Source organism: Skermanella mucosa (assembly GCF_016765655.2).
Lineage (GTDB): Bacteria > Pseudomonadota > Alphaproteobacteria > Azospirillales > Azospirillaceae > Skermanella > Skermanella mucosa.
This window is the reverse complement of the sequence record NZ_CP086106.1, coordinates 5,399,394-5,413,705: the sequence shown is the minus strand read 5'-3', so window position 1 is coordinate 5,413,705 and position 14,312 is coordinate 5,399,394. Positions and strand designations below refer to the sequence as shown.

13 protein-coding genes are annotated in these 14,312 nt (G+C 68.1%); 6 read left to right on the top strand and 7 right to left on the bottom strand.

Annotated elements, in window-relative coordinates; all coding sequences use genetic code 11:
- The first annotated feature begins 67 nt into the window (after positions 1–67).
- Entirely contained in the window at positions 68–670 is a 603-nt protein-coding gene (locus JL100_RS25095) for a TetR/AcrR family transcriptional regulator (RefSeq protein WP_202680605.1), read from the top strand.
- A 16-nt stretch (positions 671–686) separates the two neighbouring features.
- Here the strand turns inward: JL100_RS25095 and JL100_RS25090 are convergent, their stop codons facing one another.
- The gene (locus JL100_RS25090; RefSeq protein WP_202680604.1) at positions 687–2,063 is read right to left on the bottom strand and encodes a sensor histidine kinase; all 1,377 of its coding nucleotides are present in this window, start codon (positions 2,061–2,063) and stop codon (positions 687–689) included.
- A gap of 317 nt (positions 2,064–2,380) precedes the next feature.
- On the opposite strand from JL100_RS25090, the gene JL100_RS25085 reads away from it, so the two are divergent.
- The 3 genes from JL100_RS25085 to JL100_RS25075 are packed head-to-tail and all read left to right on the top strand — an operon-like array spanning position 2,381 to position 6,643.
- A complete protein-coding gene (locus JL100_RS25085) occupies positions 2,381–4,855 on the top strand; it encodes a PAS domain S-box protein (protein WP_202680603.1) in 2,475 nt (824 codons plus the stop codon).
- A gap of 37 nt (positions 4,856–4,892) precedes the next feature.
- Entirely contained in the window at positions 4,893–5,333 is a 441-nt protein-coding gene (locus tag JL100_RS25080) for a response regulator (protein ID WP_228420897.1), read from the top strand.
- 26 nt (positions 5,334–5,359) lie between these two features.
- A complete protein-coding gene (locus tag JL100_RS25075) occupies positions 5,360–6,643 on the top strand; it encodes a diguanylate cyclase (RefSeq protein ID WP_202680601.1) in 1,284 nt (427 codons plus the stop codon).
- 65 nt (positions 6,644–6,708) lie between these two features.
- On the opposite strand, the gene JL100_RS25070 is transcribed toward JL100_RS25075, so the two are convergent.
- The 5 genes from JL100_RS25070 to JL100_RS25050 form a co-directional block, all read right to left on the bottom strand.
- A complete protein-coding gene (locus tag JL100_RS25070; protein WP_202680600.1) occupies positions 6,709–7,737 on the bottom strand; it encodes a Fe(3+) ABC transporter substrate-binding protein in 1,029 nt (342 codons plus the stop codon).
- A gap of 104 nt (positions 7,738–7,841) precedes the next feature.
- Entirely contained in the window at positions 7,842–9,737 is a 1,896-nt protein-coding gene (gene cobT, locus JL100_RS25065) for a cobaltochelatase subunit CobT (protein WP_202680599.1), read from the bottom strand.
- A gap of 77 nt (positions 9,738–9,814) precedes the next feature.
- The gene (cobS, locus tag JL100_RS25060; protein ID WP_228420896.1) at positions 9,815–10,813 is read right to left on the bottom strand and encodes a cobaltochelatase subunit CobS; all 999 of its coding nucleotides are present in this window, start codon (positions 10,811–10,813) and stop codon (positions 9,815–9,817) included.
- 97 nt (positions 10,814–10,910) lie between these two features.
- Positions 10,911–11,435 (bottom strand): J domain-containing protein, encoded by a 525-nt coding sequence (locus JL100_RS25055; RefSeq protein ID WP_228420895.1) that lies wholly within the window; start codon positions 11,433–11,435, stop codon positions 10,911–10,913.
- Positions 11,436–11,563: 128 nt separating this feature from the next.
- A complete protein-coding gene (locus JL100_RS25050) occupies positions 11,564–12,541 on the bottom strand; it encodes a DMT family transporter (protein ID WP_228420894.1) in 978 nt (325 codons plus the stop codon).
- 119 nt (positions 12,542–12,660) lie between these two features.
- Between JL100_RS25050 and JL100_RS25045 the strand changes: the two genes are divergently transcribed.
- Positions 12,661–12,957 (top strand): BolA family protein, encoded by a 297-nt coding sequence (locus JL100_RS25045; RefSeq protein ID WP_228420893.1) that lies wholly within the window; start codon positions 12,661–12,663, stop codon positions 12,955–12,957.
- 234 nt (positions 12,958–13,191) lie between these two features.
- A complete protein-coding gene (locus JL100_RS25040; RefSeq protein WP_202680596.1) occupies positions 13,192–13,632 on the top strand; it encodes a ribbon-helix-helix domain-containing protein in 441 nt (146 codons plus the stop codon).
- Positions 13,633–13,642: 10 nt separating this feature from the next.
- Here JL100_RS25040 and JL100_RS25035 read toward each other — a convergent pair whose 3' ends face one another.
- On the bottom strand, positions 13,643–14,230 hold the full coding sequence (locus JL100_RS25035; RefSeq protein ID WP_202680595.1) for a DUF2889 domain-containing protein: 588 nt from the start codon (positions 14,228–14,230) through the stop codon (positions 13,643–13,645).
- Positions 14,231–14,312 lie beyond the last annotated feature (82 nt).

Here is a 14,312-nt window from a genome sequence, read left to right as displayed (position 1 = left end):
GGGGCGACGGGGTGCATGGGGGACGGGGCACGGCGGTGCGCTCATGACGCTCGAGGGATGTTTCAAGATGTGCGGGCCGCGAGGGGACGCGCGGCGCCGCGCCATACTCGACGCCGCCTGGACGCTGTTCCTGGAGAAGGGTTTCGAGCGGACCACGCTGGCCGACATCATAGCCCTGTCGGGCGGGTCGCGGTCGACCGTCTACGAGGCGTTCGGCGACAAGGACGGTCTGTTCGAGACCGTGATCACCCTGAAATGCGAGGAGTTCGTCGAGCGTTTCCGCAACATCCCGTTCAACCACAGTGATCCCGAGCGGGCCCTGGCGGACTTCGGCATGAACTTCGTCCAAGGCATCCTGTCGCCGGACAGCCCGAAGATCATGCGCCTGATGATCGCCAACGCCGATCAGCTGCCCAGGGCGATCGACGCCTTCCTGAAGGGCGGCCCCGCCACCATCAAGGGCATCCTGTCCGATTACCTGCGGTCGGCCACCGCGCGCGGCGAACTGAACGTCGCCGATCCCGACCGGGCCGCCGCCACCTTCATGGGGCTGCTGCATGGCGACCAGTACCTGAAGATGCTGCTGCGCCCGTCCGAACTGGCGACGCCGGAGGAAATGGCCCGCCATGTCGAGGCAGCGGTCGGGATCTTCCTCGACGGCGTGCGCTGACAGCCGCTTCGGGCGGTCATTCCGTCGACTTCGCCAGGGTGAAGTGGAAGGTGCTGCCTTGGCCGGGTTCGGAGGTGACCCAGATCCGGCCGCCATGGTGCTCGACGATCTTGCGGCAGATCGCCAGGCCTATGCCGGTGCCGTCGTAGTCGCCGCGGCCGTGGAGCCGCTGGAACACCATGAAGATGCGGTCGAAATGCTCCACCGCGATGCCGAGGCCGTTGTCGGTCACGCCGAAGCGCCAGCGGCCGGGCTCGTCGGCCCAGTCGATCGAGATTTCCGGCACCGTGCCTGGAGAGCGGTATTTCACCGCGTTGCCGATCAGGTTCTGGAAGAGCCGCGCCAGTTCGTTGTCGTCGGCCGGCACCACGGGCAGGTCGGGAGGTATCCGGAGTACGGCGGCGCTTTCGTCAAGGGCCACCTGGAGATTGTGGCAGGCGGTTGCGATGACGTCGGCCACCGGGGTCGGCGCCATCGGCTTCGAGCGCCGGCCGACCCGTGAATAGTCCAGCAGGTCCAGGATCAGCCGGTCCATCCGCGTGGCACCGTCGCGGGCGAAGCCGATGAAGTCCCGGGCATCGTCGTCCAGCCTGTCCTCGTAGCGGCGCTGGAGCAATGACAGATAGCTGGTGACCATGCGGAGCGGCTCGCGCAGGTCGTGGGAGGCGATATAGGCGAACTGCTCCAGCTCGGCGTTGGAGCGCCTCAGTTCCTCCGCCTGACGGGCCATCCGGTCGCGCGCGTCGGCGATCTGCTGCTCGTGCCGGGTCCGGTCGGTGGTGTCGCTCATCACGCCGACGAGGCCGCCGACCGAGCCGTCCGACTGCCGGTAGAGCGCCTTGGAAAACAGGATGTCGTGGCGCGAGCCGTCGGCGAAGTCGATCTGGGTCTCGTAGACCTGGAACGGGTCTTCCAGGGCCGCCAGGCAGGTATCGGTGTTGTCGTCCAGCCCGGCGATGGCCGGTCCCATCAGGTCCGCCGCGCGCCGTCCGACCACCTCGTCCACCGTGCGGCCGTGGATCGACGCGAAGGCCCGGTTGCAGCCGAGATAGACGCCGGCCGCGTCCTTGTAATAGATCGGGCTGGGAATGGTATCGAGCAGGGTGGAGAGGAATGCCACCTGGTCGCGCAGCGCAGCTTCCGCCCGTTTCCGCTCGGTATCGTCGCGCGCGGCCGAGTCGATCGCCGCCTGCTGCAGGCGCAGCTGCTCCGCCAGCGCCCGCCCGCTTTCGGACAGCCGATCGATCCGGCGCAGGAGCGCCAGGATGATCACCCCGGCGGCACCCGCCACGGCGACGGTCGACGGCGGCGCCCCGCCCCCGGACCCGGCCATGATGCCGGCCATGATGGCGAGGGAGGCGATCGCCACGGCCGAGGCGGCATGCCGTTTCAATGTTCCGCCGTTCAGGATAGACCCCGGATGCCCTGTGGTGAATGGGTTGCGCCAGCTAGTCCGGGTACTGCTTAACATTCAAATGATAACGCCGATCCGGACAATAAGTCGCGGACCCTGAAAGTTTGCACCCGTTATGGTAACGGTACGAACCGTTTGACGTCGCAGACATAGGCTGTCCGCGGCGGATGTCGGCGCAAGGCCGCTGCGGGGCGCATCGGGAGGGTCATCGGAATGGACGGACGGTCGAAGCTTCCTGCGGCCGGTCGCGGGCACCACCTCCCGCCGACCGAACGCGCCGACCGGCGGACCGTTCCATGAGGCAAGCGCGCTGGGAGGACCTGCTGCCGGGGCTGGCGGCCGCGCTGGTCGTGCTTCTGGTCCTAGGCGGCGTGTTCCTGATCGACGCGGCGGAGGGGCGGCGCTATGCCGAGCAGACCACCGCCACGGTGACCATACGGGCCGCGGCGATCCGCGCCCGGGTCGAACAGGCCCTGAATACCCGCCTGTTCCTGGTCCGGAGCCTCGTGGCGCTGGTCCGCAGCAACCCTGACCTGACCCAGACCGAGTTCGAGGAGGCCGCCGCCGCCGCCGCGGAAGGCATCACCGGCGTGCGCAGCCTGGCGCTGGCGCGCAACGCGGTCGCGACGCACTTCTATCCCCTGGCCGGCAACGAGCAGGCGATCGGCCACGACCTGCTGGCAGATCCGAACCGGCGGGCCGCCATCATGGAGGTCCTCGGCAAGCGGCGCTTCCTGATCCAGGGTCCGGTGCCCCTGCTGCAGGGCGGCGTCGCCCTGGTCGGGCGGCTGCCCGTGGTGCTGCCCGACAGCCCGACGGCGGCCATCCAGGCCACTCCGCGCGGCAAGGTCTGGGGACTGGCGGCCATCATCATCGACGTGGAGACCATCCTGCGCGAGGCGGGAGCGGCGGGCGACGGGGACGAGACCATCGAGTTCGCCATGCGCGGCCGGGACGGCTTGGGAGCGTCGGGGGAAGTCTTCCTGGGGCGGCCCGAGCTTTTCGGCAACTCCCCGGTGCTGACTGACATCACCTTGCCCAACGGCACTTGGCAACTCGGCGCGCTGCCGCGCGACGGCTGGTCCAGCCGGTCCCCCTACGGCGCCAGCCTGCGCCTGGTCGGCGGATTGCTGGCCGCGGCCTGCGGGTTCGCGGCGTGGCGGCTGGTCCGGGACCCGATCAACCTCCGCCGTGAGGTGGCCGCCGCGCGGGAGACCGTCCTGCTCAGCGAACGCCGCCAATCGATGCTGGTGGACAGCGTCGAGGACTACGCCATCTACATGCTCGGGCCTGACGGCACGGTCGCGAGCTGGAGCAACGGCGCCCGGCGCATCGTGGGTTTCGGCGCGGAGGAGGTGATCGGCAGGCCCTACGGCCTGTTCTTCCTTCCCGACGCGGTCCGGGCCGGCGTGCCGGAGGCCGAGCTGGCGGTCGCGCGCGAGAAGGGCCGGCATTCGACCGAACGCTGGCATCTGCGCCGGGACGGCTCGCGCTTCCCCTGCGTCACCACCGTCGCGGGCATCCGGGAGGGCGGCCGGAAGAAGACCGGGGATGGCGGCGAGGACCGTCTGCTGGGCTTCTCCGTGGTCACCCACGACCTGACCCAGCGGATCGAGATCGAAAACACCCTGCGGGAGAGCAACCGGCGCTTCCAGGACATCGTCGGCATGGCCGGGGAGTTCATCTGGGAAAGCGACATCGCCGGCCGCTACACCTTCGTCAGCGACCGGGTCCAGGACGTGCTGGGGCACAGCCCGGCGGAACTCCTGCAGTGCGCCATGGTCGACATGATGGCGCCGGAAGACGGCGCCCGCATGACGGCCGTGCTGCGCAACCACGCCGCCACGGCGCGCCCGTTCCGCCACGAGGAGTACCGCTGCATCGGCAAGGACGGCAGGACGGTGTGGCTGTGGGGAAGCGGCATCCCGATCCTGCATGCCGACGGTCACGTCACCGGGTTCCGGGGCGTGGCGCAGGACATATCCGACCAGAAGATAATCGAGAACCGGCTGCGCCGGACGGTCGAGAAGCTGGAGCGCTCCAACGTCGAACTGGCCCGCTTCGCCGAGGTGGCGGCCCATGACCTTCAGGAGCCGCTGCGAATCATGGTCAGCTACGCCAACCTTCTGGTCCGCCGCTATTCCGGCCGGCTCGACAAGGATGCCGACGATTTCCTGGGGTTCATCGTCGAGAGCAGCGTGCGCATGAAGTGCCTGATCCAGGACCTGCTGCGCTACTCCCTGATCGAGCGGAGCGATCCCCCGGCGTCGCTGGCCGATACCGGTGCCTGCGTCCGGGAGGCCGTGGACGGGATGAAGGACATCGTCCATGCGATCGGCGCCACCGTCGAACTGCCGGACCGCACCCCCCATGTGCCGGGCGATGCCCGCCAGATCACCGAGATCTTCCGGAACCTGCTGGCGAACGCGATCGAGTACCGGGCGCCCGACCGCGGCCTGAAGATCCGCATCGGCGTCAAGGCGGCCGGCTCCGCCTGGGAGTTCTCGGTCTCGGACAACGGCATCGGGATCGAGGCCCGGTATTTCGACCGGATCTTCGTGGTGTTCGAGCGCCTGCATAACCAGCGGGTCCATCCCGGCACCGGCATCGGGCTGGCGATCTGCCGCAAGATCGTGGAACGCCACGGCGGCACCATATCGGTATCGTCGGTGGCCGGTTCCGGCTCGGTCTTCTCCTTCACCCTTCCCGCGGCTGCGGCGGATGACCACGGCCTGCGCGGCGAGCTTGCCGCCGGACCGGCGTCATCATAAGGAATCCCTTTGCTCACCGACGGATCGGGGCTTCAGCGTGAATCAGCTCTCCCATGGCCTGAACATCCTTCTCGCCGAGGACAACCGGGCGGACGCACGCCTGGTCGAGGAGGTCATGAAGGAGGGCAGGTTCCTGGCGAAGCTGCACCATGTGGAGGACGGGGTCGAGACGATGGCGTTCCTGCGCCGGCAGCCCCCCTACGAGGCCATGCCGCGCCCGGACCTGCTGCTGCTGGACCTCAACATGCCGAGGAAGGACGGCTGGGAAGTGCTGGAGGACATCCGCGCGGACGCCGGCCTCACCGATCTGCCGGTCATCATCCTGACCACCTCGGACGTGCATTCCGATGTCCAGCGTGCCTACAGCCGGCATGCCAACTGCTTCCTGACCAAGCCGGTGGAGCTTGAGGATTTCATCAGGATGATCACCCTCCTGAAGGACTTCTGGCTTACCGCCGTCCGGCTGCCGTCCGGCTGATCCCGTCGCGGTCCGGAATGCCCGAGATGCCGCCCATCCAGGTCCTGCTGGTCGAGGACAATCCCGGCGACGCCCGCCTCGTGCGTGAACTGCTCGGCGAGGAGGAGGGCCGCTTCGTCGTGGACCATGTCGGTTCCCTGGGAGCCGCGGTCGAGCGGCTGGCGGCCGGCACCAGCGACGTGGTCCTGCTCGACCTGTCGCTGCCCGACAGCCAGGGCTTCGGCACGATCAGCAGCATCCGCGCCCGGGCGTCGCACCTGCCGCTGATCGTGCTGACCGGCTTCGACGATGCCGACTTCGCGGTGGAGGCGGTCAAGGCCGGCGCCCAGGATTTCCTGGTCAAGGGACAGTTCGAGGGCGGGACCATCCGGCGGGCGATCCGCTACGCGATCACGCGCCGATCCCTGGAGGAACGCGTCCGCCTGTCGGAGGAGCGCCTGAAGGGGATCATCGACCTGGCCCATGACGGCATCCTGGTGATCGACGGGAGCCACCGCATCTCGCTGTTCAACCCGGCGGCCGAACGCCTGTTCGGCTACCGGGCGGACGAGATCCTGGGCCAGCCCCTCGACCTGCTGCTGCCGGAGCGGGCGCGCGAGGCTCACCGGCACCATGTCGAGCAATTCGCCGGCACCGGTCCAGGCTCCAGCACCATGACCGAGCGCCCGGCGGTGATGGGGCTGCGCCGCGACGGTACCGAGTTCGCCGCCGAGGTCTCCATCTCGCACTTCGCATCGCCGGGAGGGCGGCTTTTCACCGCCGTCGTGCGGGACACCACGGATCGCCGCCGCGCGCAGGAGGAACTGGTCCGGCTCGCCACCACCGACGCGCTGACCGGCGCCGCCAACCGGCGGCATTTCATGGAACGGGCCGAACTCGAACTTGCCCGCCTGCGGCGCTACGGCGGGCCGGTGTCGCTGGTCATGCTCGACGTCGACCATTTCAAGCGGGTGAACGATTCGCACGGCCATGCCGCGGGCGACGCGGCGCTGATCCTGCTGGTCAAGAGCTGCCGCTGCATGCTGCGCGATACCGATCTGGTCGGACGTCTCGGTGGGGAGGAGTTCGCGCTCCTGCTGGTGGACGCCACGGACCAGGATGCCCTGCGGATCGCGGAGCGGGTCCGCCGGAACCTGGCCGACCTGGAGGTCGCCGCCGACGACGGGGCCGCCTTCGGCATCACGGTCAGCATGGGCGTGGCCGGCTGCCGGTTCGAGGACGCCAGTATCGAGCAGGCCCTGGGGCGGGCCGACCGCGCGCTGTACCAGGCAAAAGCGACAGGGCGCGACCGGACCGTGGTCGCGCCCTGAGGGATGATCGGATTCACGTTTCGTAGGTCGGCCCCGGCCCGTAGGGCCAGCGCCGGACCGCCAGCTCACTTCCAGCCGGCGCGGTCCATGATCTTGAGGGCTTCCTCGTTGTTCTTGCCGAACACGGAGGCGTTCAGCTCGTCCTCCTTGAAGGAGCCCCAGGAGGCGATGACCGGCGACTGCTCCGCCTGCTTCAGGACCGGGTACTCGTAGTTGCCTTCGGCGAAGATCTTCTGGGCCGCCGGGCTGACGAGGTATTCCAGGAACTTGACGGCGTTCTCGCGGTTCGGGGCGTTCTTCAGGACGCCGGCGCCGCTGATGTTGACATGGGTGCCGCGGTCGTTCTGGTTGGGGAAGAAGACGCCGACCTTCTCGGCGATGGCCTTGTCCTCGGGCTTGCTCGACCCGGCGATGCGGCCGAAGTAATAGGTGTTGCTGACCGCGATGTCGCCCTCGCCGGCGGCGACCGCCTTGATCTGGTCGCTGTCACCGCCCTGGGGCGGGCGGGCGAAGTTGGCGACGATGCCGCGGGCCCACTCTTCCGTCTTCTTCTCGCCGTGGGCGGCCAGCATGGAGCCGGCCAGCGACTGGTTGTAGACGTTGGTCGAGGACCGGATCAGCAGGCGGTCCTTCCATTTCGGGTCGGCCAAGTCCTCGTAGGTCGACAGGTCGCTCGGCTTGACCGCCGCCTTGTTGTAGATGATGACGCGCGCCCGCTTGGTCAGGCCGAACCACAGGCCGGACGGTTCGCGCAGATGGGCGGGGACGGCCTGCTCCAGCACCTGGGACTTGGTCGGCTGCAGGATGTCGGCGTTCTGGGCGCGCCACAGCCGGCCGGCATCGACGGTGATCAGGATATCGGCCGGGCTGTTGCCGGACTCGGTCCGGATGCGCTCGATCAGCTCGTCATCCTTGCCTTCGATGATGTTGACCTTGATGCCGGTCTGCTGGGTGAAGTTCGTATAGAGCGCCTTGTCGGTGTCGTAGTGGCGCGACGAATAGACGTTGACTTCGGCAGCCTGGGCGGCGAAGGCCGTGCCCAGCATGACGGCGCCGAAAGTGGCGGCAAGCGTGCCGCGAGTGAAGAAGTTCATCGGTTTCCCTCGACAGGCCGGCGTGAATGAGATGCGTTCGCAACGACCCGAACCATGTTCGGACACGCCGCGCCTGTCAAGCGAGTTTGAGAAGCATTTGCAAATCAACGGGCGCGGCGGTTGGCCGCGCCCCCTCCGCGCCGTCCCCCGGCAGGCTGGCCGGCCCTGGTGTCCTCGTCGAAAAGTTCGGCCAGCTTCTCCATCATGGTGCCGCCAAGCTGCTCCGCGTCTACGATGGTGACCGCGCGCCGATAGTAGCGGGTGACGTCGTGGCCGATGCCGATCGCCACCAGCTCGACCGGCGAGCGGGTCTCGATCGTGTCGATGACCTGCCGCAGGTGCCGTTCCAGGTAGTTGCCGGAATTGACCGACAGCGTCGAGTCATCGACCGGCGCGCCGTCGGAGATCACCATCAGGATGCGCCGCTGCTCCGGCCGGGCCATCAGGCGGTTGTGCGCCCACAGCAGCGCCTCGCCGTCGATGTTCTCCTTCAGGATGCCTTCCCGCAGCATCAGGCCCAGGTTCTTGCGGGCGCGCCGCCACGGCGCGTCGGCGTTCTTGTAGACGATATGCCGCAGATCGTTGAGCCGGCCCGGATTGGCCGGCTTGCCCCGGCCGATCCACCGCTCACGCGCCTGCCCGCCCTTCCAGGCCCGCGTGGTGAAGCCCAGGATCTCGACCTTGACCGCGCAGCGCTCCAGGGTGCGCGCCAGGATGTCGGCGCTCATCGCGGCGATGGTGATCGGCCGGCCGCGCATCGATCCGGAATTGTCGATCAGCAGGCCGACCACGGTGTCGCGGAAGTCGGTCTCCTTCTCCCGCTTGAAGGACAAGGGCAGCACCGGGTTGACCACCACGCGGCTCAGCCTGGCCGCGTCCAGCAGGCCGTCGTCCAGGTCGAACTCCCACGCGCGGGTCTGCTTGGCCAGCAGCCGGCGCTGGAGCCGGTTGGCCAGCCGGGAGATCACGCCCTGCAGGTGCTGGAGCTGCTGGTCGAGCAGGGCGCGCAGCCGGGTCAGCTCGTCCGGGTCGCACAGGTCGTCGGCCTCGACCACCTCGTCGAATTCCGTCGTGAACGCCTTGTAGGCGTCGGGATCGACCTCGTTGCGGCGGCCGTGGTCGGGACGCCAGGGCTGCCCGGGCGAACCCGGCTCCTCCGACCCGCTGCCCTCGGCCATCTCGCCGTCCATCTGGTCGGCGCCCTCCGCCCCGTCGTCCTGGTCGACCTCGCGGGTGTCGGGCTGGGTCATGGTCTCGGTCTGGCTGGTCGAATCCTCGCCGCCGCGGGACTGGCCGTCGTTCGGCTCGTTCTCGTCCGGCTCGCCCTCCTGCTGCTCCTCGTCGTCCTCCTCGGTCGCCTCCGGCTCGCCGCCGACCTCCATGTCCAGGTGGGACAGCAGCTTGCGGACTTCGCGGGCATAGCGGTCCTGGTCGTCCAGCAGCGCCGCCAGCTCGTTCATGTCCTTGCCGATCCGCTCCTCGACCCAGGGGCGCCACAGGTCGACCGCGAAGCGGGCGGTGGCCGGCGGCGGCGCGCCGGTCAGCGCCTCGCGGGCCAGCAGCCGCATCACCTCCGACAGGGGAGCCTGGTCGCGCTCGGTCACCCGCTCGAAGCCCTGGCGGCGGTAGCGCTCGTCCAGCGCCGCCCCCAGGTTGGACGCGACGCCCGGCATCGCGCGGGCGCCCAGGGCTTCGCAGCGGGCCTGCTCCAGCGCCTCGAACGCCGCCCGGGCGGTGTCGCCGGTGGGCATGCGCTGGGTGTGGATGCCGCTGTCGTGGTGGCGAAGGCGCAGGGCCACCGCGTCGGCCGCCCCGCGCAGGGTGGCGACGTCCCGGGGATTGAGGTCGCGCGCCGGCATCGGCACCCGGACCCGCGCCCCGGCCACGCCCGGCGGCTCGCCGCTGAAGCCGATCTGGAGATCGTTGCGCTCCGCGATGGCCCGGATCGTGGCCGACGTGGCGCGCTTGAAGATCTCGACGGGGTTTTCTTTGTCGGACATGTCTATCTTCGGCTCTGCTGTTTCGCGCGGGTCGGGGCGTCCTTCACCCGACCCTCGGATCGGTGCCCCCGTCTTCCTTACGCCAGGTTGGCGCGAACCCCGGTCTCCGGAAGCTCGGTGCCGAAGCAGCGCTGGTAGTATTCGGCCACGGTCGACCGCTCCACCTCGTCGCACTTGTTCAGGAAGGTGATCCGGAACGCGAACGGGATGTCGTTGAAGATCTTGGCGTTCTCGGCCCAGGTGATGACCGTGCGGGGCGACATGACGGTCGAGATGTCGCCCGACATGAATCCGGCGCGCGTCAGGTCGGCCAGCTGGACCATGGCCGCGATCTGCTGGCGTCCCTTCTCGTCGTCGTAGCCCTGGACCTTGGCCGCGACGATCTTCACCTCGTCGTCGTGCGGCAGGTAGTTGAGCGTGGCGACGATGTTCCAGCGGTCCATCTGGCCCTGGTTGATCTGCTGCGTGCCGTGGTACAGGCCGGTGGTGTCGCCCAGGCCGACCGTGTTGGCGGTGGCGAACAGCCGGAACGCCGGGTGCGGCCGGATGACGCGGTTCTGGTCGAGCAGGGTCAGCTTGCCTTCGACCTCCAGCACGCGCTGGATCACGAACATGACGTCGGGGCGGCCTGCGTCGTACTCGTCGAACACGATCGCGCAGGGGTGCTGGAGCGCCCAGGGCAGGATGCCCTCGCGGTACTCGGTCACCTGCATGCCGTCGCGCAGCACGATGGCATCCTTGCCGATCAGGTCGATGCGGCTGATGTGGCTGTCCAGGTTGATCCGGATGCAGGGCCAGTTGAGGCGGGCGGCGACCTGCTCGATATGGGTCGACTTGCCGGTGCCGTGGTAGCCCTGGACCATGACCCGCCTGTTGTAGGCGAAGCCGGCCAGGATCGCGAGCGTGGTGTCGTGGTCGAACCGGTAGGTGTCGTCCACGTCGGGCACATGCTCGGAATTGGCGCTGAAGGCGGGAACCTGGAGATCGCTGTCGATCCCGAAAGTCTGCCGGACGGAGACCTTGATGTCCGGGAGCGAGCCGGTCAGCGCTGATTGTTGGTTCGTTTCGGAGGCCATAGTGTCTGTCGCTTCATTCATCGGTTGGATGGACGGCTCGGGCGCCGGTTCTGTCGTGCGGAGGATCCCCCTTGCAGAGGATCCGGGGGAAGCCGTCTCAGGCCCCGTAGCTGGTTTTCAGTACCGAGTAGGCCCTGTTTATCCGTTTTAACGTCTCTTCCGCGGTCTTGTCGCCACCATTGATGTCGGGATGGTGGATCTTGGCGAGTTCCCGGTATCTGGCCTTGATCCGCGCGAAGTCCACCGGCGGCTCCAGGTCGAGGTCGGCCAGCGCCTCCTCCTCCGGGGTGCGCATCCGGTTGGCGGCGCCGTCGGCATGGCCGTTGCGGCCGTTTCCCCGGGCGCCGGTCCCGTCGCCGGCGTCGCGGAAGCCGTACTGGCGCATCGCCTCGTCATGCATCGTCCGTTCGCGGGTACGCCAGAAGCCCATCGGCCAGGTCGGCCGCTGCCACGTCACGTCGCTGCGGACATGCCGCTCGATCTCGCGCTCCGACATGCCGGCGTAATAGTCCCACGCCTTGTTGTACTCGCGCACGTGCTGCAGGCAGAACCAGAAATACTCGTTCAGGCGCTCGCGCCCCTTGGGCGCCCGGTACTCGCCCGTGGCCGTGCATGTGGGCATGTCGCAGCAGCGGGCCGCCGGCGGAGCCTCCTCGGAAAAACGGGTCGAGTATTGGACACGGTTCTTGTGCATCGGAAAAGTATGGTCAGAGGTTGAGGCGCTGGCAAGCATCCCCGCTCGCAGCGCGGCTATGGCGCGCGGGACGGCCTGCGGTCCGCGAGGGCCAGCCAAGTCAGCCCCCCGAGGATCAGGACCAGTCCCGTCAGATTGGTCAAGGTCACCGGTTCCCCCAGCATCACGGCCGAGGCGAAGACGCCCGCGACCGGTACGCCGAGCGTGCCCAGCGACGTGGTGATGGCGGGCAGGGCACGGTTGACCGTGACCACCGCCCAGAAGCAGAACGCCGTGGCGATCGGCGCATTGTAGAACAGGACCGCGGCCAGCTGCGCGGTCCAATCGATGGATTTGCCGGCATCCAGGAAGATGGCGAACGGCAGGAGGGCGACCGCCGCGACCGTGAATTGCCAGGGGGCGAGTTGAAGGGGCGACGCGTGCCAGGTATGGCCGCGCACCTGTATGATCTGGGCGGCCCAGGCCAGCGCCGCAAGCATCAGCAGGCCGTTGCCGATCAGGACGTCGCGGTCGGTCCAGTCGAACGCCGCCGGGTTGAACATCACCGCCACGCCCGCCATCCCGAGCAGGAACCCGATCAGGCGCCGGCCGCCCAGCCGTTCGCCCAGGAATATCGCGGCGCCCGGCACCACCCACAGGGCGGTGGTATAGGCCAGGATGGAGGACCGGCCGGCCGGCACGAACTGGAGCGCCACCGTCACCAGAGCCAGGAAGGCTCCCATCTGGAGCAGCCCGACCGACAGCACGATCGGCAGGTCGTGGCGGTCGGGCAGGCGGATGCCGCCGCGCACCGCCACCACGCCGAACATGCAGAGCGCGCCAAGCACCATCCGGATCACGGCGAAGGTCATGGGCGGAATGTCGGCCAGGCCGAGCTTCATGACCGGCCAGTTGATTCCCCAGAGCAGGATGACGGTCGCGAGCAGCAGGTAGGCGCTTCGGGCCGAGACGGTTGCGCTGGTCCCGATCCCGGCCGTGCCGGACGGGGAACCCGGGGAGGAAAGGGCGGGCCGGGTGGAACCGGGATCGGACAATCAGGGGCTTCCTTGACAGTGGGAACGGGACGATAGCACTTTTCAAAGGGCGGCGATGCTGCATCCGCCGCACGTCGGACCACGCACCTCAACAGCCCCATGGGCAAGGCGGTTTCATCATGACCAGTACGGCGACCCAGTCCGGGGACTACGCGACCCGCATGCGCAACAAGCTGACCGAGGCTTTTCGCCCGAGTCGGCTGGAAATCGTCGACGATTCCCACCGCCATGCCGGCCATGCCGGCGCGGACCCCCTGGGCGAAACCCATTTCAACATCCTGATCGTGTCGGAAACCTTCGACGGGAAGTCCCGCGTCGCCCGCCAGCGCCTGGTCTACGAGGCCGTCGCGGAGGAACTGCGCGAGCGGGTCCACGCCCTGAGCCTCAAGACGCTGACACCCACGGAGGATGTCTGATCCGGGAAGCCGAATACGACGGGATGCAGGCGGCGGGGGACTGCATACGAGAGCAACCAGAGCGATAGCAGAGGCAGAGAAATATCTTCCAAAAGGGGTATGACATTGGTTGAAATTACCTCGAAAGTGCGTAAAGTCACACCTGCGCAACCATTCGGCTGATATGGGTTTTCGAGGCCCCTGTCGATCGGACGGCGGCGTATTCCGTGGGATCGATTAAGAGGGATTCACCGCATGCATTCTGATCAGGCGCTAGCCGCCCCGGCGCCAGAGGTCGCCTCCGAACCGGCGGGCATTCGCGACAACCAGCCTGCCGATTTCGCGACGGAGCGCGACGAATCCGGGTCTTCCCGGTTGGAGGCGGCCCTGAAGCCGAGCACGTTGGTCAGCAGGAACGTCACCGTCGCGGGGCATCGTACCAGTTGCCGTCTCGAGCCCTTCATGTGGGACGCCCTGTACGACATCTGCCGGCGCGAGCGGATCACCATCCACACGCTGTGCACCCAGATCAGCGAGAGGAAGGAGCCGGCCACGTCCCTGACCGCCGCGATCCGGGTCTTCGCGCTGGCCTATTTCCGGGCGGCCGCCACCGAGGAGGGACATGCCCGTGCCTCCCACGGGCATGGCGAACCGTTCCAGCAGACACCGTTCGAGACGCCGGACGCCGCCGAGTAATCGCCGGGGTTCAGTCGTTGCCGGTGTAGTGTTCCGGCCACTGTTTCCGGGTGACCTCGCCGTCGCTCCGAAACGCGTGGCAGGTGTTGAGCAGCAGCGGCGGGCGTTTGCGCGCGGCGGGGGCGGATGGCGAATCGCCGTCCACCGACCCGCCCCGCGCCCGTTCGCGCGCCAGCACGGGGAAGATCGTCTGGAACGCCGTCGTGGCGACCGGCCCCAGCAGTTCGACCAAATGGGTGCAGCCCTCGACGCCGCCCAGCAGTTCCTTGACCTTCTGGGTCCACCCGGAGCGGATGCGCAATCCGATCAACCGCTGAAAGTTGGGCGTGATCGCCGGGCACACCGCATAGGGGCTCTTGTCGGTCACGGCCTCGACCGCCCTGACCTCGAACCGGTCGTCCACCGTCAGCCGGATCCACATGTCATGGATCGGATCGCCCGGCTCGATCGGGCCGCGGAAGTCGTTCTCGAACGGGTAGGTCTTGACGTCGGTGATATGGCCCTCGATGTCCCACAGCCCGTCGGTCCGGCGGAATCCCTGGCATGTCACCCGGCGGGTATGGATATGCTCGCGCGGGGCGGGTGCTGAAAGCGGCATCTGGACCTGTGCTCTATGTTACGTATACGTAAACCTGTACCCGAATATCGGCCTCGCGCCCCGGGGGGTCAAGCGCGGCACC